Source organism: Nocardia fusca NBRC 14340 (assembly GCF_001618425.1).
GTDB classification, from domain to species: domain Bacteria; phylum Actinomycetota; class Actinomycetes; order Mycobacteriales; family Mycobacteriaceae; genus Nocardia; species Nocardia fusca.
The window spans coordinates 246,747-272,223 of the sequence record NZ_BDCU01000022.1 but is presented as its reverse complement, the minus strand read 5'-3'; the positions used below and the strand labels follow the sequence as shown (position 1 = coordinate 272,223).

The following is a 25,477-nucleotide window of genomic DNA, read 5'->3' as shown; positions in this document are numbered from 1 at the left end:
AAAGTAGAACACCTATGTCGCTGTTATCCCACAGCCGCTTCGCGGCCTGGCTACGCCTCGTGGTCGGTCTGTTCGTCGCGGTGGTCGCGGTCGCGGGCTGTAGCTCCGACGCCGAACCCGCCGCCGCCTCCGGGACCCGCCCGGTCCAGACCGAGAAGGGCGCCATCGAGGTTCCCGCGGATCCGCAGCGGGTGGTGGTGCTCAACGGCGCGCTGGCCGGCTACCTCTACGACCTCGACGTTCCGGTGGCCGCGGCGGACCCGCGGGTGCTCGGGGTCAGTGGCCGTAATGCCGACTTCCCGCAGACCTGGGCCGACGCCGCGAAGGAACAGGGCACCCAGATGGTGCCGGTGGGACAGGCCGTGAACGTGGAGTTCGTCGCCTCCCTCCAGCCCGACCTGATCATCGGTGGCGGCCAGGGCTTCCCGGCCAAACAGTCGGTGGACGCCTACGACCAGCTCAGCGCCATCGCGCCGACAGTACTGCTGCCCGGCAATGTCACCGGCTGGCAGGATCAGCTGAAGCAGATCGCCGATGTGGTCAATCGCGCCGACAAGGTCGCCGATTTGATCTCGGCCTACGACGACAAGGTGAAGCAGGTTTCCGCGGCGATCGAGGTCCCCGAACAGCAGGTCGGCTACTTCCAGTCGGCCGCCGACGGGCAGCCGAAGATGATCCTGCCGAATGCCGCGCTGCCGACGCTGCTCGCCGAACTGGGTTTCAAGGCCGATGACCAGGTCCTCGCGAAGGCCGGTAATCCCGAGCTGAACCCCTCGGCCGACTGGTTCGGTTTCAGCCCCGAACTGCTGACCGAGGTTGTGGACGCGCCCGTGGTGTTCGTCGTGCCGCTCAGCGGCGCCAAGGGCGCGGCCGATCTGGCGAAGGATCCGCTGTACGCCCAGCTGCCCGCGTTCAAGGACAAGAAGATCTACGAACTGCCGGCCACCAGCTACCGGCCGGACTACCGCGGCGTCATGGACACCCTCGATCTGATCCAGGAGCAGTTCAAGTGAAAGCCCCCGCCGGCCTCCTCATCGATATCTCTCCGCTGCGGGAGAGCCGGCGGTTCCGCTGTGCCTTCGGTGCGCGACTGGTCTCTGTTCTCGGCATCGGCCTGCTGATGGTGGCCCTGCCGGTGCAGGTCTACGAGCTCACCGGGTCGAGTCTGCACGTCGCCGGGGTATCCACGGCGATGGCGGTCGCACTGTTCGCCGGCAGTCTCGGCGGCGGGGTGATCGCCGACCGGTACGACCGGCGCACCGTGATCTCGCTGTCCCGGTCGGCGGCGGGCCTGGGGTTCCTCGCGCTGGGCGTGAACGCGCTGCTGCCCGATCCATTCCTCGCGGTGATCTACGCCGCGGCGGTGGTCGACGGCTTGGCCGGAGGGATCAGCGGTTCGGCGATGATGGCGCTGGTGCCCATGCTGGTGGCCCGGGAGAAGGTACCGGCCGCCGGTGCGCTGACGACGCTGACCTCCGATCTGGGCACCATGATCACCCCGGCGATCGCCGGCGTGCTCATCGCGCAGATCGGGGTGTCGTTCGCGTTCTTCGCCGCCGCGGCGGCCACCGTGGCAACCGTGACGCTCATCCGGGCCATCGGGCCCGCCCCGCCGCCGGCCCGTGATATCCGCAATCCGCTGGTGGAATTGGGGAACGGTATCGCGTTCGCGGTGCGGCACCACGTTATTCGCGCGGTACTGGTGAGCGGCCTGCTGGCCATGCTGGTCAGCGGACCCCTGGTACTGCTCCCGGCCTTCGCCGACCGGGCCCTGGACGCGGGTCCCGCCACCCTGGGCCTGCTCTATGCCGCGCCCGGGGCGGGTGCCGTCCTGGGATCGCTGACCAGTGGCTGGATCGGCCGTACACGGCGCAACGGACTGGTGCTGCTGGGCTCGCTGGCGCTCATGCCGCTCGGCGTGGTCATGGCCGGTATCTGGCCGCAGGCCGCGTGGAGTTTCCTCGGACTGGCCGCGTTCGGCGTCGCCCGGGCGGTCAACGGCATCCTGCGCTACGCGGTACTGCAGCAGAACGCGCCGGAGGATATGCGCGGGCGGATGTCGGGGTTGCTCATGGTGCAGTCGGTGGCCGGTACCGCGGTCGGGTCCATGGCGGCCGGCGCGATCGGCAACCTCGTCGAACCCGGTACCGCACTGGTCGTCTACGGGGCGGCGGTGCTGGTGCTGTTCGTGTTCGCGCTGGTGCTGGTGTGGCCGCTGTACGGGCTCACCGCGCCCGCGGGCGGGCCGCCGCAGCCACCGCCGCCGACGCAGGTTCCGGTCGGCGGCACCGTAGTCGAAGAGAAGGCCGCCGGGACCGTGGTCGAGGAGAAGAAGGACGGAGTGTGATGGTGGATCGCGGAGCCTACCGTGAGCGGATCGCCGAAGTGCTCGCCGGCACGCACGGTGCGAAGGTCGGTTATCCGATCGGATTGCGGGAACTGGAGGTGATCCGCACCGCCCCGGTGGGTTCGGGGCTGATCCGGATCACTTTCGGCGGTCCCGAACTCGACGGGTTCCACAGCTATGTGCCCGACGAGCATGTGCGCCTGGTGTTCCCGGATACCGACGGCATGCTGCGGCTGCCGATCCCCGACGGCCTGTCGCTGGATTGGCCCGCACCGCGGCCGATCTCACGGGAGTACACGGTGCGCCGCTACGACGCGGCGGCCGGGGAACTCGATATCGATTTCGCCCTGCATCCCGGCGGTCTCGCCTCGGGTTGGGCGCTGGCCGTGCAGCCGGGCACCCGCATCCACATCGCGGGCCCGCCCGGCGGCGTGGTGATACCCACCAGTTACGACAACTACCTGTTCGCCGGCGATATCACCGCGCTGCCCGCGATCGCCCGCTGGCTGGAATGGCTGCCGCGCGAGAAGACCGGCTGGGTGTTCGTCGAAGTGGTCGACGAGACCCAGGAGATCGAATTGGCGGCCCCGGCGGGGGTGGAGGTCCGGTGGCTGCACCGGGGCGACGCGCGGGCGGGGACCGGCGACCTGCTGGAAAAGGCGATCCGCACGGTCACCGTGCCGGATGGCCAGAACGTCTACGCCTGGGTCGCCGGAGAAGCCGGCCTGCTGCGACCGATCCGCAAATGGGTGCGCGGCGAACTCGGTGTGCCGGCGAAGGACTGCTTGATCGCGGGCTATTGGAAGCACGGAGTCGCGGATTTCGACCGCGAAGAATAAGGAGGACAGAGATGACGAACGAGCCGACCGCGGTGGCCGACCGCGACCACTTCATCCGCGATGTGGCCGATCTGCTGGGCGTGGCGCCGGAGGAACTGTCCACCGACACCAATCTGCTCGACGCCGGACTGGATTCGGTGCGCATCATGCAATTGGTGGAGAAGTGGCGGTCGGAGGGACACGAGACCGTCGACCCGTTGATACTGGCCGGTGACCCCGTTCTGGAGTCCTGGCTGGAGGTGCTGTGCCCGTGACCGGGCACCGCGGACCGCGCGCCCGGCGCAGTCCGCGGCACCGGGGGTCACGCGGTGCTGTGCCCCTCGGCGAGCAGCCGGCGCAGATCGCGGCGGCTGGTCTTGCCCACTCCCGTCTCGGGGAATTCGGCGACGGTGACCACCGCGTCCGGCATCTTCCAGGCCGCGATACCGCGTTCCCGGACGAAGGTGCGCACCGTGGTCAGGGTGGGCGGTGTATCCGGATCGAGGGGCTGCACGAAAGCGCAGATGCGTTGTCCGAGTACGGGGTCGGGAGTACCGACGATCACCGCGTCCCGGATTCCGGGATGTTCCAGCAGATGGGCCTCGAGCTCTTCGGCCGACACCTTCTCGCCGCCGCGGTTGACCCAGTCGCCCGCCCGGCCCTTCACGACCAGGTTCCCGTCCGGCCGCAGCGAGACGATATCGCCGGTGCGGTACCAGCCGTCCGCGGTGAAGCAGCGGGCATCGGCCTCGGGGTTGTCGTAGTAGCCGCGGATCGTGTACGGACCCTGGGTCAGCAGATTTCCGTCGGCGCCCGGCGCCACGTCCACGTCCGCGTCGTCGACGACCTTGATCCGGTCGTACTCCGACATCGGCCGGCCCTGGGTGCCGACCACCACGTCGATCGGATCGTCGAGCCGCGTGTAGCAGACCAGGCCCTCCGCCATACCGAACACCTGCTGCAGGGTGACACCCAGCGCGGGGCCGATCCGGCGGGCCAGTTCGTCCGGGCAGCGGGCGCCGCCCACCTGGACCACCTTCAGGCTGGACAGATCGGGGAGTTCGCCGCCCTTCTCGGCCCGTTCGACCCAGAGCCGCGCCAGCGGCGGTACCAGGCCGGTGATGGTGACACCGAATCGCTCGATCGCCGCGAACGCCGTCGACGGGGTCGGGTCGGGTGTCATGGCCACCGAGCCGCCGGCGTAGAGCGCACCGAGGATGCCCGGGGAACTCATCGGGAAATTGTGCGCGATCGGCAGCGTCGCCAGGTAAACGGTATCGGGACCCAGTTCGGTGATCTCGGCACTGCGCCGCACGCTGTACAGGTAGTCGTCGTGGGTGCGGGGGATGAGCTTCGGGATTCCGGTGCTGCCGCCGGACAATTGCAGGAACGCGACATCGCCGGCGTCCGGCCCGGTGAGTTCGCCGGGCTCGTCCCGGTAGTCGGCGAGGTCCGCGGCATCCTCGGCGAATTCGTGCGCGGGGTCGTCGGTGACCAGCAGTACGTGCCGCAGCGTCTCGACCTCGCGCCGGATCGTATCGGCCAGTGCGGCATGGTCGAATCGCTGATGCCGGTCGCAGGTGACCATCGCGACGGCCCCGCTCGCCGTGGCGATGGGGATCAGTTCGGCCTCCCGGTGCGCGGGCAGACAGAAGACCGGCAGAGCGCCGAGATGAAACAGCGCGAAGATCACTTCCACGAATTCGGCGCGGTTGGGCAGCTGGACGAGGACGCGGTCGCGCGGCCGGATGCCCAGCCGGGCGAATCCGGTGGCCAGCGACCGGGACCGGTGGTCCAGTTCGGCGTAGGTCCAGCGGTTCGCCGCGTCCACGACCGCGATCGCCTCGGGTCTCGCGGTAGCACGAGCGGTCAGCAGAGATCCGAATGTCTCGCCCTTCCAGAGATTTTCAGCTCTATAATGATCGATCTGGTCCGGCGGCCACGGTGTGAAACCGGGGAGGGCGGGCGATGACATGGAGCACCTCTTTCCGATCAGCGATCTTGTTACACGTCACACCGGAACGCTAGGCTTACGGTGTAATTTCAGGTTAGGCTAACCTAATGTCCACGAAGCAATGGGGCGAAGGGGTCATCGTCACCGGAGCCGCAGGCGGGATCGGTGCGGCGATCGCCGCCGAACTCGCCGGCGATTCCGCGAATATCGCCCTGTGGGACCGGGACTCCCGGGTGCACGAGGTCGCGGCCCGGCTCGGGCGCCGCCACGAGGACACCGGCGTGACATCCACCGAAGTGGATATCAGTGACGCGGCAGCGGTCGCCGAAGCATTCGACAAAGAGCTCGCCGAACGCGGCACACCCCGGGTGGTCGTTCATGCCGCCGGCGCGATGATCGGCGGCTCCGCCCTGGACACATCCCCGGAGGAATGGCAGCGCTGTGTGGCCGTCAATGCGGGCGGCGCCGTGTACGTGGCCCAGCGCGCCGCCCGCGAAATGGTCGCGGCCGGAACCGGATCCATCGTGGTCGTCTCCTCCAACTCCGCCACCGTCCCCCGGGTGAACCTCGCCGCCTACGGCGCCGCGAAGGCCGCGGCGACGGCGTTCACCCGCTCGCTCGCGCTTCAGGTGGCACCGCACGGGGTGCGGGTCAACCTGGTCTCCCCGGGTTCCACCGATACCCCGATGCTGCGCGGAATGTACGCGGACTCCGACGAGAACGGACTCGGCGAGGCCGGACGGGCCGGCCTCCTCGACGGCGACCCCGAGAACTACCGGCTGGGCATCCCGTTGCGGCGGATCGCCGATCCCGCCGATATCGCCGCCGCCGTCCGCTTCCTGGTTTCCGATGCCGCGCGCCACATCACCATGCACGACCTGCGGGTCGACGGCGGCGCAACGCTGGATATGTGACACGAGAGGATGATCACCATCAACGCCGAGAACCCCGCGTATTCAGCGGATCCCGCCTTTGTCCTGTCCCGGCCGCAGCGCACCGTGACCGCGTCTGCCGGCGGGCGTGTCTTCCACAGCCCCGCCGAGGCCGTCGCGCAATTGCGTGCGCGCCGGGTCACCCATATCGTCGGCGCGCTGCCGTTCACCCCCGGTGCGCCGGCCGCGCTGTGGGCTCCCGACACCATTTCGGTGACCGACGGCCCCCGGGGCGCCCGGCCGGTCACCGCACCCGATATCGCGGTCACCGAACACCTTCCGGAGCCGGAGGAGCATCTGCGCCGGGTGGGCGCCGCGGTGCGGCTGCTGGCCGATCCCGCCCAGCCGCTGCGCAAGGTCGTCCTCGCCCGGGCGCTGCGGGCCCGGGCCGATCGGACGGTGCGCGCGGCCGACCTGCTGGATCTCCTGGTCTCCACCGATCCCGCCGGTAACGGCTACCTGGTGGACCTGTCCGCGGCCGGTGGTCTGTTCACCGGCCGCCACCTGGTGGGTTCCAGCCCGGAGATCCTGGTGCGGCGTATCGGCACCGAGGTCACCAGCCATCCGCTCGCGGGTTCGGCCCGGCGGGTGCCGGAGAACGCGCTGGCCGATCGGATCGCCGCCGAGACATTGCTCGGTTCGGCGAAGGATCAGCACGAGCACGGCTTCGTGGTAGACCATGTGGCCGGAGTGTTGCGTGACCGGTGCACCGATGTGCGCACGCCCGCCCGCCCCGATCTGACCGAGACACCGGCCATGTGGCATCTCGGCACCACCATCGGCGCGACCGTCCCGGTAGCCGGACCGTCGGCACTGGAACTGGCCGCCGCACTGCATCCGACCCCGGCGGTCTGCGGTACCCCCACCGCGGCGGCCGCCCGGCTGATCGCCGAACTCGAAGGCGAACGCGGTTTCTACGCCGGCGCGGTCGGCTGGTGCGACGCCGAGGGCAACGGGGAATGGATGGTCAGCATCCGCTGCGCCGAACTCGCCGCCGACAACCGGACCCTGGTGGCCTACGCCGGTGGCGGCATCGTCGCGGAATCCGATCCCGAGGACGAACTGGCCGAGACCACCGGGAAGTTACAGCGGGTCCTCGGGCCGCTGGGCGTGACCGGCCGCCCGGCGGCGGTGCCCTGACCTACCACCCTTCCCCACCGCGCCCGGGCCACAAGAAATGAGGAGTTCTGGACATGGCCATGCAGCCGATCGCACCCTATGCGATGCCGCCGTTGGACGACGAGATCACCAACAGAGTGGCCTGGAAACTCGATCCCGATCGGGCCGCCCTGCTGATCCACGACATGCAGAACTACTTCCTCACTGCCTACCAGCTCGATCGCGATCCCGCCCGGACGATGATCGACAATATCGTCCGGCTCCGCGATCGGTGCCATGAGCTGGGCATACCGGTGATCTACAGTATGCAGCCGGGCGATCAGCATCCCGACCGCCGCGGCCTGCTCGCCGATTTCTGGGGCACCGGTATGTCGGACGGCCCGGATACCGAGGTCACCGCCGAACTGACGCCGCACGAGCAGGACATCCAGGTCACCAAATGGCGCTATTCGGCGTTCCAGCGCACGGATCTGCGTCAACTGCTCGGCTACCGTAACCGGGACCAGCTCGTGGTCACCGGCGTCTACGCCCATATGGGCTGCATGCTCAGTGCGGCCGAGGCGTTCATGAACGATATCCACGCGTTCCTGGCCCATGACGCGGTGGCCGATTTCAGTAGTGAAGAACATCTGATCGCCTCCAAGTACACCGCCCGCCGCTGCGGCATGGTGCTCGGTACCGACGAGATGCTGAGCCAGTTGCAGCCCTCGGTGGTGGCTTCGGGGGCCTGAACCGAGCCGGCGCGCCCGGCGCCGCAGGCCGGGGTGGCCGGGCGGCGGCCTGGCGTTCAGTGTGTCCGGCGCAGTTCCCCGGAGCGGCGCCAGGATTCGCGTTCGGCCGCGAAAGCCGCCGACTGCCGGATACGGAACGATTCGATGGACTCCGCGTCCCGGGCGAGGAACCGCCGGTGCTCCGCCAGACGGAATTCACCCGGGCCGGTGCGCAATTCGCCGCGACCGGCCGCGATATCGGCCCGGAGGTCGAGTAGTTCCGCCGCGCTCACCGGATACCAGCGGATCCGGTCGAAGAAGCGCAGCAGCCAGGGGGTTTCGATATCGGTGCGCCGGCTCCAGACCTGCGTGGTGCGGCCGACGAACTGATATCCGCCCGGGCCCTCCATTCCGTAGATGCACAGGTAGGCGCCGCCGATACCGACCGCGTTCTCCGGGGTCCAGGTCCGGGCCGGGTTGTATTTGGTGGTGATCAGCCGGTGCCGGGGGTCGATCGGGGTGGCCAGCGGCGCACCGAGATAGACGTCCCCCAACCCGAGTACCAGGTACTCGGCGGCGAACACGGTATCGAAGACATCGCCGACGGTATCGAGTCCGTTCATCCGCCGGATGAACTCGATATTCCACGGGCACCACGGTGCGTCGGCGCGGACACCGTGCATATAGCGGGTTATCGCCTCCCGGGTCGCGGGGTCGTCCCAGGACAACGGCAGATCCACGGTGCGGCTGGGGACGACCAGGTCCTCGGCGGCCGGAAGCCCGGCCTCCGCCTCGGCCAGTAGATCCAGGGCCGCACCGATACGCAGCCTGCGCGGCTCGACCCGGACCTGGAGCGAGCGGACGCCCGGGGTGAGTTCGGTGATGCCCTGTTCACCGCGCTCGCGCAGGTGCTCGTGCAGTGCGTGGACGCGGGCGCGCAGTTCGAGATCCAGGGTCATGGCGCCGTATTCGACGAGGATGCCGTCATCGCCCGCGCGGCGGTAGATGACCGGGGTGCCGTCCGCGGTTTCCCCGTGCCGGAGGATTCCGTCGTCGCCGTCGCCGCCGGTGGACAGCACGATCGGCCAGCCCGCCCGGCGCGCGGGGCCCAGTTCGGCCGGTGACGCGGCCCGCTCCGCGCGCACCGGCACGAAACGCACCCGGTCACCGGGGCACAACTGACCGAGCTTCCACAGGTCGGCGGCGGTCACCGTCACCGGACAGACGAAGCCACCGAGGCTCGGCCCGTCGGGGCCGAGCAGGATGGGGGTGTCGCCGGTGAAATCCAGCGCGCCCACGCTGTAGGCGGTGTCGTGGATATTCGACGGATGTAGTCCGGCCTCGCCACCGTCCGGGCGGGCCCAGCGAGGTTTGGGGCCGATGAGCCGGACCCCCGTGCGATCGGAGTTGAAATGCACCTCGTAGACGGTGGCGAGCAGCGTATCGATATCCGCGCGGGTGAAGAATTCGGGCGCTCCGTGCGGTCCCTCGGTGACGGCGAGTTCCCAGTCGTGGGTCAGTACGGGTTGCTCACCGCCGGGCACCGCGCCGGTCGGCGGGCCCGGCGCAGGGCCGATCGGGAGAACATCCGCGGCGGCCAGTGCGCGCCCGCCCACGCCGCCGAAGCGCCCGAGGGTGAACGTGGCGCTGCTGCCGAGGTACTCGGGGAGTGCCAGTCCGCCGGAAACCAGCACATAGCAACGCATGCCCGGGCCGCGAATCGCGCCGATATCGAGAACCTGCCCGGCGGGTACGAATACCGGCCGCCACAGCGGCACCGCACGCCCGTCCACCGTCACCGTGACAGGAGCGCCGGTCACGCACACCCAGGCCGGCTCGGCGAACCGCAATGCCGGACCGGCCATGGTGCATTCGAGTCCGGCCGCGCCCTCGGGATTGCCCAGTGCGCGGTTGCCGAGCCGGAACGACAGATCGTCCATGGGACCCGACGGCGGTACGCCGACATGCCAGTAGCCGGTCCGGCCCGGCCAGTCCTGCACCGTGGTGAGCAGACCGGGGCGTTCGACCACCGCCTGGCGGGTGGTGGTCGCCGCGGCGGGTGGCGGGGCGAGCGTCACCGGGGCGGTCACCGGGTCACCACCATGCGTACGGGGGTGGGATCGAAGCCGTTGCAGGGGTTGTTGATCTGAGGACAGTTGGACACCAGGACCAGGGTGTCGGTCTCGGCGCGCAGTGATACCGTCTTGCCCGGTGCGGACCGGCCGTCGACGATACCGAGCGTGCCGTCCGCCTCCACCGGAACGTTCATGAACCAGTTGATGTTGGACACCAGATCCCGTTTGCCCATACCCCATTTCGCCGCCTCGGCCAGGAAATTCTCCACGCAGGCGTGCTGGTGACGGGTGTGATGGCCGTACCGCAGCGTATTGGACTCCTGGGAACAGGCTCCGGCGATCGTGTCGTGGTTGCCGACCTCGTCGGCGATCACGGTCATGAGCGCCGTGCCCCGGTCGGTGCGCAGCACACTGCCGGTGGTGAGGAAGATATTGCGCTGCGCGGTGACCGTGGCCTGGGCGCTGTAGCGGTCGGTGTGGTCGGCCGCGGCGTAGAGCAGGCAGTCGACGGCCTGGTTGCCGTGCAGATCGATGATGTCGAGACGGTGCCCCGCCCGCACCACCGCCGACCACGGTGCGCAGGCCGGGACCACTTCGTCGAGCACGACGGTCGCGGCCGGAATCGCGGTGTTCATATCCACTCCTGTCGGGTGCGGGCGGCCGACCAGGCCTGTTCGGTGTTCTGGACGGCGCGTAGGTATTCCGGGTCGCTGTTCGCGGCGGCCGCGGCGGCGCGGTCGCCCGGCCAGGCGACCAGATCCAGGTCGGTGAGCGGGGCGTCGTCCAGTGGGTGCGGGGTGGCGGCCACCAGGACGATCACCGGCAGCTGGACGATCAGGTCGATGTAGGTGCCCGCACCGGCCGAGCCGGTGGCGGTGAGGGTGCCGTTGCCGTCGACCCGCACACCGCGGAAGAACGAGAGGGTGGGACCGATATCGCGCGGGGACAGCCCGTGTTTCGCGGCCGCGCGTTCCAGGAGCAGCCGGCCTGCGGGAGTGGGCCCGCAGAGCGCGTCGTGGTGGCCCGAGGTGTCGGCGACCACGGTGGCCAGCAACCGGCCCTGATCGGACAGCAGTGGGTGCCCGGCACCGAGGTAGGCCTGCCAGGGCACTTTCACGGTGTCGGCGACATTGAGACGTTCCCATGGTGCGTCCGCGCGCAGCAGGAAAAGCTGTGCGCAGGCCGCGCCGTGCGGGTCGGCGAGTCGTAGCCGGGTGCCGCGTCCGAGCACGGCGCTCGTGTAGCCGCCGGGTGGTAGCCGGACGGTCCAGGTGGTGGCGTCGATCGGGACCCCGTCGGGCAGTGCGGGGGTGGCCGCGATTGTCGATGCCTGGGCGCGGGCGTGTGCGCGGGCACCGGTCGTCGAAGCGGTGGTGGGTGTCATGATCTTTCCTTGCTCGTCGGGTCAGCCGTGCTGGACAACGGGTTCCGGTGCGGGCAGTGGCGCGATATCTGCCGGGATCGCGGCTTTTTCGGCGGGTTCGCGCAACCGCTGCACGGCGAGGGTGCCGAGGAAGGCCAGCAGTGAGGCGAGGAAGCCGAAGAAGGTGGGCCAGCCGTCGAACCCCGGGCCGATCAGTGAATTGTCGATATGGAGAACGGTGTTCGGTACCCCGTACATGGTGGGCGTGAGCACGAACAGGACCAGCCGGACACCGAGCCCGGCCACCATGGCCGCGACCGCGGCGGCGGTGGTGATCCGCGAGGTGAGGTGGGCCGCGACGAACGGGACGATCAGTGCGGCCAGCATCAGGTCGAACGCCAGGGTGAGCAGGATGCCGGTCTGCGGTACCTCGACCGCGAAGAAGATCGCCACCGCGACCACCGGGATCATGGTGAGCCGCACATCCCGCAGCAGGGTGTCGCGTCCGGCGGCGTCGGTCCGGTCGGTGCGACCGGCGATATTCCGGGTCGCTACCGAGGCGGTGCCCAGGATGGCGCCGTTGGCGGTGGAGCACGATGCCGCGACGATCGCCGACAGCACCAGGATCGCCAGACCCGCCGGGGCGTGTTCGTCCAGCAGGGTCAGCAGCCGCGGACCCGATCCCGCACCGACGAGATCGGTGGTGGCCAGAGCGACCAGCGCGTAGGGGATACCGACCACGGCGGTTCCGGCCGCGCCCACGAAGCAGGCCCGGCGGGCGATCTCGGGGGAGCGGGCGGAGAAGATGCGCTGCATGAAATCGATGGCGACGATATCGCCGATACCGAGGGCGATCAGCGTCGCCCAGTTCACTACGGCACCTTCGGAACTGTTGCCGAGCTGCCCGAGGTCGAACGGCCCCATGCCCTCGGGGATATCGATTCCGTAGGTCGAAGCCACCCAGATGAGCAGGGCCAGCGACCCGATCACGGTGATCACCATCTGGGCGAGGGCGGTGTAGGCGTCGCTGAACATGCCGCCGGTGACGGTGTAGGTCAGCACGATCGCCACGATGAGCAGGACACCGGCGGTGTAGGGGATCCCGAGGAAGCGTTCGAACAGGAAGCCGCCGGCGACGAGGTTGCCCGCCAGCAGGATGCAGAAGCTGAAGATCATCAGGATCGAGGCGCTGAATTCCACCCCGCGGCCGTATTTGATCCGGTAGAAGTCCGGCAGGGTCAGCAGGCCCATCCGGTTCATCGGCTTGGCGAAGAAGAGCCCGGTGAGCAGCAGGCACAGACCCAGGCCCAGCGGTAGCGACGCCCCGGCCCAGAAGCCGACCGAGCCGGCCAGATCGGTGTTGCCGAGGGTGGCGTTGGAGTCGACCGCCTGGCCCATCAGGCCCGCCGCGACCAGCGGTAGGCCCAGTGATCGGCCGGCGACCAGGAAGTTGACGCTGTCACCGTCGACCTTGCGGGCGACCAGCAGGCCGATGCCGATTACCGCGAGCACACTGATCGCGATTCCGAGAATGATCATGGCCGGGGCCCTTCATCCGACACGAATATCTATCGGTTGAAAGGTTCCTCGTATCCCGCGACATGGTGGTGACGGCGATGTATCCGTATCGCGGCGGTGCGTAACGTCTGCGTTGCCGATATTTCTATCGAATGACAGAAATCTCCCCCCGCGGCGCCGATCCGCTGGTCGGCGACAATGGAGCCATGACCCAACTCGGTCCGGGCCGCCCGCGTCTCGCGCCGCGCCGTCGCCAGGGGCGGACTCCGCGCGCCGAAATCCTCGACGCCGCCGCCGAACTGTTCACCACCCACGGGTACGGAAGTACCTCGACCCGGGCCATCGCCGAGGCGGTCGGTATCCGCCAGGCTTCGCTGTACCACCACTTCGCGGCCAAGGACGACATCCTCGACGCACTGCTCGGTGAAACCATCGCGGGGGCGGCCGAACTCGCGATGCGCCTGGAGCGGCGATCGGAGCCGGCCGCGGTCCGGCTGTACGCCCTGGCCCGATTCGATATCGGCCAGCTGTGCGACGCGCGCTGGAACATCGGTGCGCTGTACTTCCTGCCGGAGTTGCGCGGAGATCGGTTCGCCCGGTTCCGGTCACGCCGCGACACGCTGCGCACGAGCTACGAACGGCTGGCCGCGTGGGTGGTGGCCGGGCTCGGCGCGGACGGGGTGCCCGAAGCGCAGACCCTCCCGTTCCGGCTGGTGGAGACGGTGATCAATATTCGCTCGGACGCCGGCGGGGTGGCCGAGGAGGTGCGGCAGGCGATCGCCGCCGCGGTGCTGCGGGTGCTCGGCTGGGACGGCGATCCGGCCGAGGTCCGGGAGGCGGCCGAAGTCCTCGCTCAGGAGCTGCCGGTGTGAATCGTCCAGGGCCGGGCCCTTCACGCGACCCAAAACTAGAACGTGTTGTAATTCTGGGACAGGGGTCCGCGTGAGAGGAGCCGATGGGCGTGTTCGCGTTCTTCACCAGAGAGGGTGAGCAGTACCTGCCCACCCGCATAGCCATGTCCAGCTGGAGCCCGACCCAGGTGGGCGGGCCGGCGATCTGCGGGCTGCTGGCGCGCGAGCTGGAAACGCGATCCCCGGGTGCGGAGTTCGTCCCCGCCCGGGTGACCGTGGACCTGTTCCGCCCGGTCGTCGACGAGCCGGCCACGCTGCGCAGCGTGGTGGTCCGGGAAGGTAAACGTATCTGCGTCGCGGACGCCGAACTGGTGCAGCGCGGGGAGGTGCGGTCGCGGGCGACCGTGGTGTACCTGCGCACCGGCGAGGTGCCCGGTGGCGACCTGTGGCAGCCGCCGCACGATTTCCCGGTGCCCGAGATCCCCGACACCTCGGAGGCGGGGGCGCACCCGCTGTTCAAGAGTGGTGACGGCGCCTGGACCCGCGATTTCGCGGCCACACAGAACGCCGAGCGCAAGGCGATCTGGCAGAACATGCTGCCGGTGGTCGCGGGGGAGCCGGTGACGCCGCTACAGCGGGCGGGGATGGCCGGGGACGCCGCGAGCCTCATGTGCAATTGGGGCACCGAAGGTATCGGCTATATCAACTCCGACGTCACACTGACGCTTGCCCGGGTGCCGTCCGGCCCGGGTATCGGGGTGCTGGCGCAGGATCAGGTCGCCTATGCGGGTGTCGCGGTCGGCACCACCACTCTCTACGACCGGAGCGGCCCGCTGGGGACTGCCGTGGTGACCGCGTTGTCCAATGTGCGCCGCCAGGTCGATATGCGGCGCTACTGATTCGGTGTGGCGGACCGCCGCGCCTAGGACCGCGGCTCGGTGCGGGAGGACCGCGGCCAGGGGCGCGCCTCCCGGGCCTCGAGGTCGGTGTTGAATCGTTCCAGGTAGGCGGCGAAGGTCTGTACGTCCTCGCGGCTCCAGCCGCGCAGGAGCCGGTCGAGGGCGTTGATGTTGTAGTCGCGGTCGGCCAGGACCCGGCGTTCGCCCTCGTCGCTGATCCGGAACTTGCGTGCCAGGCCACCCTCGGGATCGGGAATGCGCTCCACCAGGCCGGCTTTCAGCATGGCCGCGGTCTGCCGGTGCACGGTCGAGTTGTCCAGGCCGAAGGCCTCGCTGAGTTCGCCGATGGACATGGGTCCCTCGATCCGCAACCGGCGCAGCACCAGATAGGCACTGCGCTCGAGGTGGTTCGGGCGGCGCAGATGGGCATTGAGGCTGTGCCGGCCCAGGAGCATGGTCTCGAATTCGATCAGATGCGTGGGTTTGTCCATGGCGGGTGTCCTGCTCGTACTCGGATGCCGTGGCGGCGCGGCGGGCGTCCCGCCAGTCGTTATACCACGCGGCCAGGAGTATATTGCATCCTACACATTGTATGTAGGGTGCAATTGCTGTGTAGGGCGCACCGGCCGCCGTCAGTCGCCGGCCGCGGCCCGCCGCGATCGGCGTGCGAGGAAGAACCGCGCCGCCCGGGCCACCGCGTCCAGCACCGGTTCGGGTTTCCACCCGAGTTCCCGCTCGGCCTTGCCGTGGTCGAGCCGGGACATGACGTGCATCAGATTCACCGAGGTCACCGTGAACCGGCTGTCCCGGCCGCGTACCCGGGCCACAGCCGAGGCGATACCGGCGGCGGGGTACAGCAGGGGCAGTGGGACGGCCACCCGAGGCGGTTCCCGGCCGGCCGCGTGGGCAGCGGCGGTGAGCAGGTCGGTATTGGTGAGGAAACGGTCGGAGACGATATAGCGTTCGCCTGGCTGTCCGGCTGCGCCCGCCAGGATCAAGGCCCGGGCCGCGTCCTCGACCCCCACCGATTCCGATCCGGTGCCGGCGAAGCGGAACGGGAGTCTGCCGAGCGCGGCGGCGGCCACGAAGGAGCCGTGCGGTGTCGGTTGCCAGTCGCCGGGGCCGTAGGTGTTCGCGACGCACATCGCCACCGTGGGCAGTCCGCGTTCGGTCGCGTAGCGCAGTACCAGATTTTCCGCCTCGACCCGGGAGCGCACGTACGGACCGCCGAGGCGGGGCCAGTCGAACGCGACGGTCTCGTCGGCGATGCCGCCCGGCCGGCGTCCGATGGTGGCGGCGGAACTGGTGAAGACGAACCGCCGCGGTGCGGTGGCGCAGGCGGCGTCGAGTACGTGGCGCAGGCCGGCGATATTGGTCCGGAAGAGAGGTTCGGGATCGCGTAGCCATGCCCGGGTATCCACCGCGCAGTGATAGATCTCGTCGCAGTCGCGCATGGCCGTACGCAGCGCGTGATCGTCGAACAGGTCACCGTAGTGGATCTCCACCGGTAGGTCCGCGATGGCTCGGAGATCGCTGGTACGGCGTACCAGGACGCGGACGGGCGCTCCTGTCGCCGCCAGTTGGCGGGTCAGGTGCGAGCCGAGGAATCCCGAGGCTCCCACCACCAGTTTCGCCGGGTCGGCCATACCGGTGCGCCTCCTGATCGGTTGGTCGGTCCGGGTACGAGTGTCGCAGGGCCGGGCAATTTCTGTACAGGAAACCGGTCGAACGTCCGTACTGGCGTTCGGGCAACTGTCCGAACCGCCGATCCGGGACTTTCCGCGCCGTATCCGGCGGCCTCCGGCAAGGGCGCGCCGCCCGCTGTTCACGTGTGCGACGCGGCGTGCGAGTCGGGGGCGAGTACGGTTTTTTCCGGAACATCCGGTTCGGCGGCGTGGTCGCGGTGCGCGGAAGGGCCGGGTAACGGCTGGTCCGCGTGGTCCCGCGACCTCGGTGCCGGACGCACGTGCGATCTGAAAGGACTCGTCCATGGCGATCGACACCGGGGGGAAATCCGCGACGCGCAACGGCGGCGTGCCGGGCCCGAACAGGCACAGACCGGTGGGCCGTGGCCTCGACCGGCTGGTCTTCGGCATCACCTCGGTCGGGGCTGTGGCCTTCGTACTCTGGGGGATCTTCGACCAGGGCAGTCTGGCCACCTTCGCGTCGAACGCCCAGTCCTGGGTGATCACCAATACCGGCTGGCTCTTCGTCCTGGTGGCCACCTCCTTCGTGGTCTACGTGATCTGGCTGGCGCTGAGCCGGTACGGCAAGATCCCGCTCGGCGCCGACGACGAACAGCCGGAGTTCCGGACGGTCTCCTGGATTGCCATGATGTTCAGCGCCGGTATGGGGATCGGCCTCATGTTCTGGGGTGTCGCCGAGCCGCTGACGCATTTCACCTCCCCGCCGCCGGGTACCGCCGAGGCGGGCAGTCCGCAGGCCGCCGAGGTCGCGCTGGCGACCACGCTGTTCCACTGGACGCTGCACCCGTGGGCCATCTACGCCGTCGCCGGTCTGGCCATTGCCTATGGCACGTTCCGGCGTGGCCGGTCGCAGCTGTTCTCGTCGGTGTTCCGGCCCCTGCTCGGCCGGCGCGCCGAGGGTCCGGGCGGTAAGGCGATCGATGTGATGGCCATCTTCGCCACCCTGTTCGGTTCGGCGGCCTCGCTCGGCCTGGGCGCGTTGCAGATCGGGGCCGGGTTCGAGTTCAACGGCTGGGTCGACGCTGTCGGCAAGGTCGGGCTGGTGGCGGTGATCACCGGGCTCACCGTCGCGTTCGTCCTGTCCGCGGTCTCCGGCGTCGCCCGCGGTATCCAGTGGCTGTCGAATATCAACATGGTGCTCGCGGTGATCCTGGCGGCTTTCGTCTTCATCGCCGGACCCACCCTGTTCGTACTGAATTTCCTGCCCACCGCGGTCGGCGACTACGTCGCCGAGCTACCGACCATGGCCTCGCGTACCGGAATAGCCGGCGGCGAGGAAATGGAGGCGTGGCTGTCGAACTGGACCATCTTCTACTGGGCGTGGTGGATCTCCTGGACCCCCTTCGTCGGGATGTTCATCGCGCGGATCAGCCGGGGCCGCACCATCCGGCAGTTCGTGGCGGGTGTCCTGCTGGTGCCGAGCATGGTGAGTCTGGTCTGGTTCGCGATCTTCGGCGGTGCGGCCATCCGCCAGCAGACCGATACCCACGACCTCACCGAGGCCGACGGCAGCGTGAACCCCGATTTCGCGCTCTTCCACCTGCTCGGGGAGTATCCGCTGACCTCGATCACCACCGTGCTGGTGATGATCCTGGTGGGTATCTTCTTCGTCTCCGGCGCGGACGCCGCCTCGATCGTCATGGGCACGCTGTCGGAGCGGGGCAGTATCGAACCGTCCCGGCTCACCGTGATCTTCTGGGGCACCGCCACCGGCGCGGTCGCCGCGATCATGCTGGTGATCGCCGATTCGAGCGATCTCGGTGGCGCGTTGACCGGTTTGCAGGCACTCACCACCGTGGTATCGCTGCCGTTCATGGTGGTGATGGTGCTGATGTGCGTCTCGCTCTACCGCGATGTCCGCACCGATCCGCTCATCGTCCGGGCGAATCTGGGCGTCGAACTGGTGGAGGGCGCGGTGCTCCAGGGCGTGGCCAAGCACGAGGGCGAGTTCGAACTCGTCACCTCGCCCATCGAGGTCGTGGACGGGGAGCCGGTGGTGGAGGACGGCCGGTGACCCGATCGCGCCGGCCCGGTCCGTGCCGCGGCGCGGACCGGGTTCAGCGTGGGTGTCCGCGGAAATCCAGGCAGGCCCGACCGGGCACCGCCGGACGGTGGGTGCGGGGTGCGCTGTTCTGGGTCGCCTCGATGTAGATGCTCAGGCCGGTGCTGAGCTTGCCGGCCAGTGCCTCGAGCTGATCGGGGGAGAGGGACTCGCCGAAGGCCGCCGCGGCGAGGAGTCGTTCCCGTACCTGTTCGAGGTTGAGCCGGGCGAACGGTATGGGGGCGAGTTCGGGCATGCGGGTTACCGTACCCGAATTCGAACATATTTTCGATAGATGTCAATCGCCCTGCCTGGCACCTGGTCCAAGGCGGGTTGCGGCGGCGAAGAATCGGTCGTGGAGCGGCGGTGGTGGATGTTCGCTCCGCGGTGTACGGCAAGGGTGCATGAGTCGGTCTCCTCGCCCTCATTTCAGAGCGATAGCTCTGGCGCACTGTCTTAGGCGTGAGCGCCTCAGTCGTGGCTCGCCGCCCGCGGGCCGGTGAACGCGCCGCCGCGCGCGGCCAGTGCCGCGGCTGTCGCCGCACGGTCGGGAAGGTGCGGGTCGGGTGGGGTGCGCAGCAGGGTCAACTGGTGGTAGACCGGCGCGGTGGCCGCGATCAGTACGGCCCGTGCGTCGACACCGGGAGTCAATTCGCCACGGCGCACTGCTCGTTCGACAACGATCTCGGACTGGGCGTATCGGTTCTCCCACAACTGCCGCAGGGCGCGGGCGGCCTCCTCGGAACGGAACGAGACCGCGATCAGGGCTGCCGCGATCGACGGATCCTCGGTGAGCGAGTCCTGGATCTCCTGGTTGAGCGCGGCCAGATCCCCCTGTAGGGAGCCGGTGTCGCGGGGGTGCCAATCGATATCGGCGGCCGCGGCGAAGACGTCGGTGATCAGGCCGCCGACGTCGCGCCAGCGGCGGTAGACGGTGGTGCGGTGGACGCCCGCGCGCGCGGCGACGGCGTCCACGGTGAGTGCGTCGTAGCCGTGCTCGGTCAGTTCCGCGTGCACGGCTTCCAGGACCTGGGCGCGGATACGAGCGGTGCGGCCGCCCGGTCGCGGTGCCGGGCGCGGGGCTTCGTCCGTGGGGGGTGCAGAAGTCATATCGATCATCCGGTTGCTCTGGGGGGCGGGCTGTGGCACCATGCTAATGCAACATTCGTCGCACTAGTGAGGTCGCCGATGCTCATTCGAAGCGTTCACCCCGTCCTGTGGTCCCCCGGGGCCGCGTCGTACTCGAATGCTTCGGAGAGTGTCCATGCCCACGCAGATCACCGCGCTCGCGGCCACCAAGTCCTTCCACGGCCGACGCGTTCTCGATGAGGTGACGTGTGCGCTCGCCGCGGGCGAGCGCACCGGCATCATCGGCGAGAACGGATCCGGTAAGTCCACCCTGCTGCGCCTGTTCGCCGGGCGGGAGCGGCCCGACGCCGGCGAGATCGTCGTCCAGGCCGACGGCGGTGTCGGTTATCTTGCCCAGGACGAGCAGCTGCCACCGGAGACGACCGTCCAGCAGGTCATCGACCGGGCCCTGAGCGAGCTGCGCGCGATCGAAGGCCGGATGCGTGCCCTGGAGGCCGCCATGGCGGCCGGGGACGAGTCCGGATTCGCCGAATACGGCGAACTGACGACCGTGTTCGAACTGCGCGGCGGGTACGACGCCGATGCCCGGGTGGAGCGTGCCCTGCACGGTCTCGGCCTGGGCCTGGTCGCCCGCGACCGCCGGGTCGGCGGGCTCTCCGGCGGCGAACAGGTCCGGCTGCGCCTGGCGGCGGTACTGGCGGCCGGGTCGGAGGTACTGCTGCTCGACGAGCCCACCAACCACCTCGACGACGACGCCCTGACCTGGCTGGAGGACCACCTGCGTACCCGTCGGGGCACCACGGTGACGGTTTCCCACGACCGGGTCTTCCTCGAGCGGGTCGCGACCTCTCTGCTGGAGGTCGACGCGGACCGGCGGCGCGTGGTCCGGTACGGCAACGGCTACGCGGGCTTCCGCGCCGAAAAGGCGGCGGCGCGGCAGCGATGGGTCCAGGCCCACGAACAATGGCAGGCCGATATCGAGCGGCTGCGGGAAACCGCCGCCACCACGGCCCGCCGGGTCGCCCCGGGCCGGGCGATGAAGGACAACAACAAGATGGCCTACGACCGGGCGGGCGGCCGGGTGCAGCAGTCGCTGGCCGGGCGGGTCCGCAATGCCGAGGAACGATTGCGCCGCCTGCTCGCCGACCCGGTGCCGCCGCCCCCGCAGCCGCTACGCTTCACCCCCGCGCTGCGGTCCGGCGGCACGCACGGCACCGTGCTCGACGCCACCGCGGTCACGGTCGCCGGCCGGCTGGACCCGACGAGCCTCACTCTCGCCGCCGGGGACCGCCTGCTGATCACCGGCCCGAACGGCGCGGGCAAGTCCACGCTGCTGCGGGTGCTGGCCGGGGTCCTCGCACCGGACGACGGCACCGTCGTCCGCTGCGGCCGGGTCGGCTATCTCGCGCAGGAACCGCCGCCCGCCGAGCCGGGGGAGACGCTACTGGCCGCCTTCGCCCGCGGCCGCACCGGTGACACCGAAGGGCACGCCGAACGACTCCTGGCTCTTGGCCTGTTCGACCGCGCGCAGCTCACGACCCGGGTCGCGGAGCTGTCCACTGGGCAGCGGCAGCGGCTCGCCCTGGCACGGCTGGTCGTGCAACCGTTCGACGTGCTGCTGCTCGACGAGCCCACCAATCACCTGTCACCCGGGCTGGTGGAGGACATGGACACCGCGCTGGCCGATTACCCGGGCGCGCTGGTGATCGTCAGCCACGACCGCCGGCTGCGCGCGCGTTGGCACGGGGACCGGCTCGCGTTGCGGGCGACGGTATCCGTCTGACGCTCGCCGAAACCGGCACACCCACGTATCGAAGGAGTTCCGCTTGCCTGCCGACCCCGTCACACTTCCCGCCGACCCCACCGTGCTGCGTCCCATGCCCGGGCAGCCGCGTGTGGTCCTGCTGAAACCGCTGATCAGCTCACCGCTGATCGAGGCCGGGGAGTTCTCCTACTACGACGACCCCGACGACCCGACCGCGTTCGAAACCCGCAATGTGCTCTACCACTACGGGCCGGAGAAACTGATCATCGGGAAGTTCTGCGCGCTGGCCACCGGCGTGCGGTTCATCATGAATGGCGCCAACCATCGCATGGACGGTCCGTCGACGTTCCCGTTTCCGACCATGGGCGGTGGGTGGGCGCACCACATCGATCTGCTGAGCGATCTCCCGAACCGGGGCGATACCGTCGTCGGTAACGACGTCTGGATCGGTAACGGCGTGACGGTCCTGCCCGGTGCGCGCATCGGCCACGGCGCGATCATCGGCACCGGCGCCGTGGTCACCGGCGACGTTCCCGACTACGGCATCGTCGGCGGTAATCCGGCCCGCCTCATCCGTACTCGCTACGCGGAGCCCGATATCGCCCGGCTGCTGGCGGTGGCCTGGTGGGACTGGCCCGTCGAACACATCACCCGGCATGTGCGCGCGATCATGGCGGGCAGTATCGCCGACCTCGAAGCCGCTGCCACCGAACTGAAATGAGTAGAACCACTGTGCCTTCTCGCCCTGCCCATATCGCGATGGCCGGTATTCCGATCATCAGTCACGTTCTGCCGAGCCTCGCGATCATCGGTGAACTGGTGGCCCGGGGCCATCGTGTCACCTACGCCAACGATCCGGTGGTGGCCGATCCGATCACCGCCACCGGCGCCGAGTTCGTCCCGTGCACGTCCCGGCTGCCGGTCGCCGACGACAACTGGCCCGACGACCCGATCGCCGCGATGAACCTTTTCCTCGATGACGCCGTCGCGGCCCTTCCGCAGTTGTCGGCGGCCTACCGGGACGATCCGGCCGACCTGTACATGTACGACATCGGCGCGTACGCCGCACGCGCGCTCGCCGAAACGCAGGGCCGTCCCGTCCTGCAGTTGTCCCCGACATTCGTGGGCTGGGACGGGTACGAGCAGGAGGTCGCGGCACACCTGCGGCAACTGCCGGGTGCCGACGCCTACCGGGCGCGATTCGCCCGGTGGCTCGCCGAGTGCGGTGCGGTGACCACCGATGTGGACGCCTTCTCCGGTCTGCCCGATCGGGCCCTGGCCCTGATACCCCGGGCGATGCAACCGCAGGCCGACCGGGTGAACACCGACACGGTGACCTTCGTCGGGCCCTGTTTCGACCCGGACGGGTCCGACGGCGGCTGGGTGCGCCCGGCCACGGCGGACAAGGTCCTGCTGATCTCGCTGGGTTCGGCCTACACCCACCGCCCCGAGTTCTACCGCCGCTGCCTGCGCGCCTTCGGCGACCTGCCCGGCTGGCATATCGTGCTGCAGATCGGAAAGCACACCGACCCGGGAGAACTCGGTGATATCCCGGCCAATGTCGAAGTGCACTCCTGGGTCCCGCAGCGGGCGATCCTGGACCGGGCGGACGCGTTCCTCACCCATGCCGGTATGGGTGGTTGCGGCGAAGGCCTGCTGGCCGGTGTCCCGATGATCGCCGTACCGCAGGCCGCCGAACAGTTCCTCAATGCCGACCGCCTGGTGGAACTGGGTGTGGCCCGTCGCATCGACACCGACGACGCCACTCCCCAGAACCTGCGTGCGGCGCTGATCGACCTCGTCGGTGACGCCGGGGTGGCCGACCGGTCGGCGCGACTGCGTGCCGAGGCGCGGAACGAAGGCGGCACGAGGCGGGCCGCCGATCTGATCGAGGCCCTGCTGCCCTGATCTCCGGCCGAGGCGACCCGGAAACCGAGCGCGTTGGGGTGCGTCAGCCGATCACGGCGTTCATGATCGTGCCCGCGCTGGTCGCGATGACACCACCGATCATGGCTCCGGCCACCATCTTCGGGGACTCCAGACCGCCGCCGGACCATTTCTCCCAGGCGAACTTGCCGCCGGCGTAGATGATCGCGCAGATCCCGGCGAGCAGCACGAACCAGGTGAGATACCGGACCAATTGCAGGAATTTGTCCGAGATGGGGGGTGCTTCGGGTGTGGGGTTACCGATTTGCGCAAGCGTATCGGTCACGGCGGCCAGTATCATCTCGCAGCTCACTCTGGTTTCGGGGTGGGCGGGAACGCTAACGCATCGTAACCGCTCGCCGGGTGGTGTGCAGTAATCCCAGGTCCGGGCAGGTGTTCGGGTCACCAGCGGTTATAGCGTGAAAGTCGCTGCGCGGCAAGAACTTGCGCGGTACCCGTATCGGTCTGGATGATGGAGGCGGGGCCGTGCGCCCCGGACGGTATCGGCGAGGGAGCAGACGGTGAGCAGTATCGCGGCGTCGGTTGTGGACGCAGTATCGGTCTACGCACAGGTCAGCGACCCCACCCCGGAACCGCCGCCGCTGGCGGACAAGATCGATCGGTTCGTCGGGTACGGCACCTGGCTGGCTATTCTGTCGGGCACGGTCAGCATCATCTTCGCGGGCGCCAAGTTCGCCTGGGAGAAGTGGTCCGGTAGCGGAATGGAATCGCCGAAGATGGTGGCCGGTGCCATGATCGGCGGTATCGTCGCCACCAGTGCGGGCACCATCATGAATACGGTTCTCGCCATCTGAGAGCGGCCGCGCCGCCCGTATCCGCTACGTTCCAGCAATCTCCGCGTATCCTGCTCGCAGTCCGTCGACAGCGATGAGCAGGGAGAGTGCGAATGCGCGAAGTGCCCGCCGCGGCAGCCGGAGACATGACGCAGCCGGTGGCTGACCGGTTCCGCATGACCCGGCGGTCGATGCTGGGTCTCGTTACCGTCACCGGTCTGGCAGCCTGCGGGGGTGAGGACTCCGGTACCGAGGTTCCGCCATCGGGCACCCCGGCCGCCCGGCGGGAGGTGGCGGCCGACGCCTATATCTTCGGCTACCCGATGATCCTGATCGATACGTTTCGCCGGCGGGCATTGGACTACGCATCCACGAATCGGTTTCAGCACACATCCGCCCTGCCTCCCGCAAGCCAGCGCACGGTGGTCCGGATCGACCTGGACACCCTGTATTCGGTGGGCTGGCTGGATCTGCGCAAGGAACCGGTGCTGTTCGAGGTACCGGAGATCCGGGATCGGTACTGGGTGATGCAGGTCCTCGACGCCTGGTCCAATACGGTGTCCACGCCGAGTAGTGTGCGACCGGAGGCCGAGCCCGGCGCGGTGCCGCCCTATACCTACGCGGTCACGGGACCGGGCTGGGCCGGAAAACTCCCGGCCGGCGTCGTGCACCTCCCGGTGCCGACCGCGGATGCCTGGCTCTACGGGCGGATCGAGGTGCGCGGTAGCGCGGACGTTCCCGCCGTTCGCGCTCTACAGGCCCAGCTCCGGCTGGCGCCACTGAGCGCGTGGAACACGCGGGCGGCCACCGAATCCGAGTCGATACCGGGTAACCAGGACTGGTCGGAACCGGTGGGCCGCGATTCGGTCGCCGCGATGTCGTCGCGCGAATACTTCGACCGCTTGTGCGAGTTGATGGTGGACAATCCGCCGGCACCGGAGGACGAACCGGCGATGCGGCGGTTCGCGACCATCGGCATCCGCCCGGGCGGGTCCCCGGAAGGCGTGAGCACCGGCGAACTCGACGCGGGCGTCGACGCGGCGAAGAAGAAGATCGCGGCCTATGTCGATCCGGCCTCCCGGATGCGCGACGGGTGGCTGGTGGCGCTGAACGTCGGCCGGTACGGCACCAACTATCTGCTGCGCGCCACGACCGCCAGAAGGGGGGTCGGCGCGAATATCGCCGAGGCCATGCTCTATCCCGCGCTGTTCGACGAGGCCGACGAGAACGGTGATCCGCGGGAGTTCACCCTGCGATTCGAACCCGGACAAGCGCCCCCGGTGAAAGCGCTCTGGTCGATCACCGCCTACGGGGCCGACGCCTACCTGGTGCAGAACCCGGCGGACCTGCACACCATCGGGCATCCGGTGGCACCGCGGTTCGCACCCGACGGTGCGCTGGAGTTCGCGGTGCAGGCCGCCGACCCCGGCCCCGAGGTTCCGCGGTCCAACTGGCTGCCGATTCCCGAGCAGGGTCAGTTCTCGCTGATCATGCGGTTGTACGAGCCGGAACGCCGGGTGCTGGACGGCAGCTGGTCGCCGCCGCCGCTGGTGTCCTAGGCCTCCGGCCC

At 69.1% G+C, this 25,477-nt stretch carries 25 protein-coding genes; 15 read left to right on the top strand and 10 right to left on the bottom strand.

What is annotated here, in order from left to right; genetic code table 11:
* Window positions 1-14 precede the first annotated feature (14 nt).
* The 4 genes from NF4_RS14095 to NF4_RS14080 are packed head-to-tail and all read left to right on the top strand — an operon-like array spanning window position 15 to window position 3,440.
* Complete coding sequence (locus tag NF4_RS14095; protein WP_063127784.1) at window positions 15-1,013, top strand: ABC transporter substrate-binding protein; 999 nt, start codon at window positions 15-17, stop codon at window positions 1,011-1,013.
* Window positions 1,010-2,347: an enterobactin transporter EntS gene (gene entS / locus NF4_RS14090; protein ID WP_084533114.1), complete on the top strand. Its 1,338-nt coding sequence runs from the start codon at window positions 1,010-1,012 to the stop codon at window positions 2,345-2,347. The genes NF4_RS14095 and entS overlap by 4 nt, the downstream gene beginning before the upstream one ends.
* Complete coding sequence (locus NF4_RS14085) at window positions 2,347-3,186, top strand: siderophore-interacting protein (protein WP_157120300.1); 840 nt, start codon at window positions 2,347-2,349, stop codon at window positions 3,184-3,186. Before entS ends, NF4_RS14085 begins: the two co-directional genes overlap by 1 nt.
* A gap of 11 nt (window positions 3,187-3,197) precedes the next feature.
* Window positions 3,198-3,440, top strand: coding sequence for a phosphopantetheine-binding protein (locus tag NF4_RS14080; protein WP_063127783.1), 243 nt, complete (start codon window positions 3,198-3,200; stop codon window positions 3,438-3,440).
* Window positions 3,441-3,487: 47 nt separating this feature from the next.
* Here the strand turns inward: NF4_RS14080 and NF4_RS14075 are convergent, their stop codons facing one another.
* The gene (locus tag NF4_RS14075; protein ID WP_063127782.1) at window positions 3,488-5,140 is read right to left on the bottom strand and encodes a (2,3-dihydroxybenzoyl)adenylate synthase; all 1,653 of its coding nucleotides are present in this window, start codon (window positions 5,138-5,140) and stop codon (window positions 3,488-3,490) included.
* 86 nt (window positions 5,141-5,226) lie between these two features.
* Between NF4_RS14075 and NF4_RS14070 the strand changes: the two genes are divergently transcribed.
* The 3 genes from NF4_RS14070 to NF4_RS14060 are packed head-to-tail and all read left to right on the top strand — an operon-like array spanning window position 5,227 to window position 7,901.
* The gene (locus NF4_RS14070) at window positions 5,227-6,033 is read left to right on the top strand and encodes an SDR family oxidoreductase (RefSeq protein WP_063127781.1); all 807 of its coding nucleotides are present in this window, start codon (window positions 5,227-5,229) and stop codon (window positions 6,031-6,033) included.
* A 9-nt stretch (window positions 6,034-6,042) separates the two neighbouring features.
* Window positions 6,043-7,191: an isochorismate synthase gene (locus NF4_RS14065; protein ID WP_063127780.1), complete on the top strand. Its 1,149-nt coding sequence runs from the start codon at window positions 6,043-6,045 to the stop codon at window positions 7,189-7,191.
* A gap of 53 nt (window positions 7,192-7,244) precedes the next feature.
* The gene (locus NF4_RS14060) at window positions 7,245-7,901 is read left to right on the top strand and encodes an isochorismatase family protein (RefSeq protein WP_063127779.1); all 657 of its coding nucleotides are present in this window, start codon (window positions 7,245-7,247) and stop codon (window positions 7,899-7,901) included.
* A gap of 56 nt (window positions 7,902-7,957) precedes the next feature.
* On the opposite strand, the gene NF4_RS14055 is transcribed toward NF4_RS14060, so the two are convergent.
* Genes NF4_RS14055 through NF4_RS14040 form a run of 4 tightly spaced genes read right to left on the bottom strand, consistent with a single transcriptional unit; the run spans window position 7,958 to window position 12,857 of the window.
* A complete protein-coding gene (locus tag NF4_RS14055) occupies window positions 7,958-9,958 on the bottom strand; it encodes a 5-oxoprolinase/urea amidolyase family protein (protein ID WP_063127825.1) in 2,001 nt (666 codons plus the stop codon).
* Between the two features lie 8 nt (window positions 9,959-9,966).
* The gene (locus NF4_RS39270; protein ID WP_063127826.1) at window positions 9,967-10,590 is read right to left on the bottom strand and encodes an urea amidolyase associated protein UAAP2; all 624 of its coding nucleotides are present in this window, start codon (window positions 10,588-10,590) and stop codon (window positions 9,967-9,969) included.
* The gene (locus NF4_RS14045) at window positions 10,587-11,339 is read right to left on the bottom strand and encodes a DUF1989 domain-containing protein (protein WP_063127778.1); all 753 of its coding nucleotides are present in this window, start codon (window positions 11,337-11,339) and stop codon (window positions 10,587-10,589) included. Before NF4_RS14045 ends, NF4_RS39270 begins: the two co-directional genes overlap by 4 nt.
* A gap of 21 nt (window positions 11,340-11,360) precedes the next feature.
* Window positions 11,361-12,857 (bottom strand): high affinity choline transporter 1, encoded by a 1,497-nt coding sequence (locus tag NF4_RS14040; RefSeq protein WP_063127777.1) that lies wholly within the window; start codon window positions 12,855-12,857, stop codon window positions 11,361-11,363.
* 131 nt (window positions 12,858-12,988) lie between these two features.
* Here NF4_RS14040 and NF4_RS14035 point away from each other — a divergent pair, with 131 nt between their 5' ends.
* Entirely contained in the window at window positions 12,989-13,708 is a 720-nt protein-coding gene (locus tag NF4_RS14035; protein ID WP_439956755.1) for a TetR/AcrR family transcriptional regulator, read from the top strand.
* A gap of 83 nt (window positions 13,709-13,791) precedes the next feature.
* Window positions 13,792-14,586 carry an acyl-CoA thioesterase domain-containing protein gene (locus tag NF4_RS14030; RefSeq protein WP_063814577.1) on the top strand — a complete coding sequence of 265 codons (795 nt, stop codon included), beginning with the start codon at window positions 13,792-13,794 and terminating at the stop codon, window positions 14,584-14,586.
* Between the two features lie 23 nt (window positions 14,587-14,609).
* Here the strand turns inward: NF4_RS14030 and NF4_RS14025 are convergent, their stop codons facing one another.
* Both NF4_RS14025 and NF4_RS14020 read right to left on the bottom strand, forming a co-directional pair.
* Complete coding sequence (locus NF4_RS14025; RefSeq protein WP_063127775.1) at window positions 14,610-15,077, bottom strand: MarR family winged helix-turn-helix transcriptional regulator; 468 nt, start codon at window positions 15,075-15,077, stop codon at window positions 14,610-14,612.
* A gap of 141 nt (window positions 15,078-15,218) precedes the next feature.
* The gene (locus tag NF4_RS14020; RefSeq protein ID WP_063127774.1) at window positions 15,219-16,232 is read right to left on the bottom strand and encodes an NAD-dependent epimerase/dehydratase family protein; all 1,014 of its coding nucleotides are present in this window, start codon (window positions 16,230-16,232) and stop codon (window positions 15,219-15,221) included.
* 343 nt (window positions 16,233-16,575) lie between these two features.
* Between NF4_RS14020 and NF4_RS14015 the strand changes: the two genes are divergently transcribed.
* Entirely contained in the window at window positions 16,576-18,306 is a 1,731-nt protein-coding gene (locus NF4_RS14015) for a BCCT family transporter (protein ID WP_063127773.1), read from the top strand.
* A gap of 43 nt (window positions 18,307-18,349) precedes the next feature.
* On the opposite strand, the gene NF4_RS14010 is transcribed toward NF4_RS14015, so the two are convergent.
* Both NF4_RS14010 and NF4_RS14005 read right to left on the bottom strand, forming a co-directional pair.
* The gene (locus NF4_RS14010) at window positions 18,350-18,589 is read right to left on the bottom strand and encodes a DUF6374 family protein (protein WP_063127772.1); all 240 of its coding nucleotides are present in this window, start codon (window positions 18,587-18,589) and stop codon (window positions 18,350-18,352) included.
* Window positions 18,590-18,804: 215 nt separating this feature from the next.
* Window positions 18,805-19,443, bottom strand: a complete 639-nt coding sequence (locus NF4_RS14005; protein WP_063127823.1) for a TetR/AcrR family transcriptional regulator — start codon at window positions 19,441-19,443, stop codon at window positions 18,805-18,807.
* A gap of 154 nt (window positions 19,444-19,597) precedes the next feature.
* Between NF4_RS14005 and abc-f the strand changes: the two genes are divergently transcribed.
* From abc-f to NF4_RS13990, 3 genes are all read left to right on the top strand, one after another.
* Window positions 19,598-21,205, top strand: coding sequence for a ribosomal protection-like ABC-F family protein (gene abc-f, locus NF4_RS14000; RefSeq protein ID WP_198165330.1), 1,608 nt, complete (start codon window positions 19,598-19,600; stop codon window positions 21,203-21,205).
* A gap of 94 nt (window positions 21,206-21,299) precedes the next feature.
* Complete coding sequence (locus NF4_RS13995) at window positions 21,300-21,908, top strand: CatB-related O-acetyltransferase (RefSeq protein ID WP_063127822.1); 609 nt, start codon at window positions 21,300-21,302, stop codon at window positions 21,906-21,908.
* A gap of 38 nt (window positions 21,909-21,946) precedes the next feature.
* A complete protein-coding gene (locus tag NF4_RS13990) occupies window positions 21,947-23,095 on the top strand; it encodes a macrolide family glycosyltransferase (RefSeq protein WP_063127770.1) in 1,149 nt (382 codons plus the stop codon).
* Window positions 23,096-23,138: 43 nt separating this feature from the next.
* On the opposite strand, the gene NF4_RS13985 is transcribed toward NF4_RS13990, so the two are convergent.
* Window positions 23,139-23,414 (bottom strand): hypothetical protein, encoded by a 276-nt coding sequence (locus NF4_RS13985; protein WP_030524066.1) that lies wholly within the window; start codon window positions 23,412-23,414, stop codon window positions 23,139-23,141.
* Window positions 23,415-23,634: 220 nt separating this feature from the next.
* Here NF4_RS13985 and NF4_RS13980 point away from each other — a divergent pair, with 220 nt between their 5' ends.
* Together NF4_RS13980 and NF4_RS13975 are read left to right on the top strand one after the other, a co-directional pair.
* A complete protein-coding gene (locus NF4_RS13980) occupies window positions 23,635-23,928 on the top strand; it encodes a hypothetical protein (protein WP_063127769.1) in 294 nt (97 codons plus the stop codon).
* A gap of 92 nt (window positions 23,929-24,020) precedes the next feature.
* Window positions 24,021-25,466: a DUF1254 domain-containing protein gene (locus tag NF4_RS13975; protein ID WP_232330457.1), complete on the top strand. Its 1,446-nt coding sequence runs from the start codon at window positions 24,021-24,023 to the stop codon at window positions 25,464-25,466.
* Window positions 25,467-25,477 lie beyond the last annotated feature (11 nt).

Excerpts from the sequence above, each read along its gene's own strand:
- NF4_RS14005 (WP_063127823.1), bottom strand. The coding sequence starts at position 19,443 with ATGACTTCTGCACCCCCCACGGACGAAGCCCCGCGCCCGGCACCGCGA.
- NF4_RS14070 (WP_063127781.1), top strand. The coding sequence starts at position 5,227 with ATGTCCACGAAGCAATGGGGCGAAGGGGTCATCGTCACCGGAGCCGCA.
- NF4_RS14045 (WP_063127778.1), bottom strand. The coding sequence starts at position 11,339 with ATGACACCCACCACCGCTTCGACGACCGGTGCCCGCGCACACGCCCGC.
- NF4_RS13995 (WP_063127822.1), top strand. The coding sequence starts at position 21,300 with ATGCCCGGGCAGCCGCGTGTGGTCCTGCTGAAACCGCTGATCAGCTCA.
- NF4_RS14085 (WP_157120300.1), top strand. The coding sequence starts at position 2,347 with ATGGTGGATCGCGGAGCCTACCGTGAGCGGATCGCCGAAGTGCTCGCC.
- NF4_RS14060 (WP_063127779.1), top strand. The coding sequence starts at position 7,245 with ATGGCCATGCAGCCGATCGCACCCTATGCGATGCCGCCGTTGGACGAC.
- NF4_RS14030 (WP_063814577.1), top strand. The coding sequence starts at position 13,792 with ATGGGCGTGTTCGCGTTCTTCACCAGAGAGGGTGAGCAGTACCTGCCC.
- NF4_RS14015 (WP_063127773.1), top strand. The coding sequence starts at position 16,576 with ATGGCGATCGACACCGGGGGGAAATCCGCGACGCGCAACGGCGGCGTG.
- NF4_RS39270 (WP_063127826.1), bottom strand. The coding sequence starts at position 10,590 with ATGAACACCGCGATTCCGGCCGCGACCGTCGTGCTCGACGAAGTGGTC.
- NF4_RS14095 (WP_063127784.1), top strand. The coding sequence starts at position 15 with ATGTCGCTGTTATCCCACAGCCGCTTCGCGGCCTGGCTACGCCTCGTG.
- abc-f (WP_198165330.1), top strand. The coding sequence starts at position 19,598 with ATGCCCACGCAGATCACCGCGCTCGCGGCCACCAAGTCCTTCCACGGC.
- NF4_RS14065 (WP_063127780.1), top strand. The coding sequence starts at position 6,043 with ATGATCACCATCAACGCCGAGAACCCCGCGTATTCAGCGGATCCCGCC.
- NF4_RS14010 (WP_063127772.1), bottom strand. The coding sequence starts at position 18,589 with ATGCCCGAACTCGCCCCCATACCGTTCGCCCGGCTCAACCTCGAACAG.
- NF4_RS13975 (WP_232330457.1), top strand. The coding sequence starts at position 24,021 with ATGCGCGAAGTGCCCGCCGCGGCAGCCGGAGACATGACGCAGCCGGTG.
- NF4_RS14025 (WP_063127775.1), bottom strand. The coding sequence starts at position 15,077 with ATGGACAAACCCACGCATCTGATCGAATTCGAGACCATGCTCCTGGGC.
- NF4_RS14040 (WP_063127777.1), bottom strand. The coding sequence starts at position 12,857 with ATGATCATTCTCGGAATCGCGATCAGTGTGCTCGCGGTAATCGGCATC.
- NF4_RS14020 (WP_063127774.1), bottom strand. The coding sequence starts at position 16,232 with ATGGCCGACCCGGCGAAACTGGTGGTGGGAGCCTCGGGATTCCTCGGC.
- NF4_RS13990 (WP_063127770.1), top strand. The coding sequence starts at position 21,947 with ATGGCCGGTATTCCGATCATCAGTCACGTTCTGCCGAGCCTCGCGATC.
- NF4_RS14075 (WP_063127782.1), bottom strand. The coding sequence starts at position 5,140 with ATGTCATCGCCCGCCCTCCCCGGTTTCACACCGTGGCCGCCGGACCAG.
- NF4_RS14080 (WP_063127783.1), top strand. The coding sequence starts at position 3,198 with ATGACGAACGAGCCGACCGCGGTGGCCGACCGCGACCACTTCATCCGC.
- NF4_RS14035 (WP_439956755.1), top strand. The coding sequence starts at position 12,989 with ATGACAGAAATCTCCCCCCGCGGCGCCGATCCGCTGGTCGGCGACAAT.
- NF4_RS13985 (WP_030524066.1), bottom strand. The coding sequence starts at position 23,414 with ATGATACTGGCCGCCGTGACCGATACGCTTGCGCAAATCGGTAACCCC.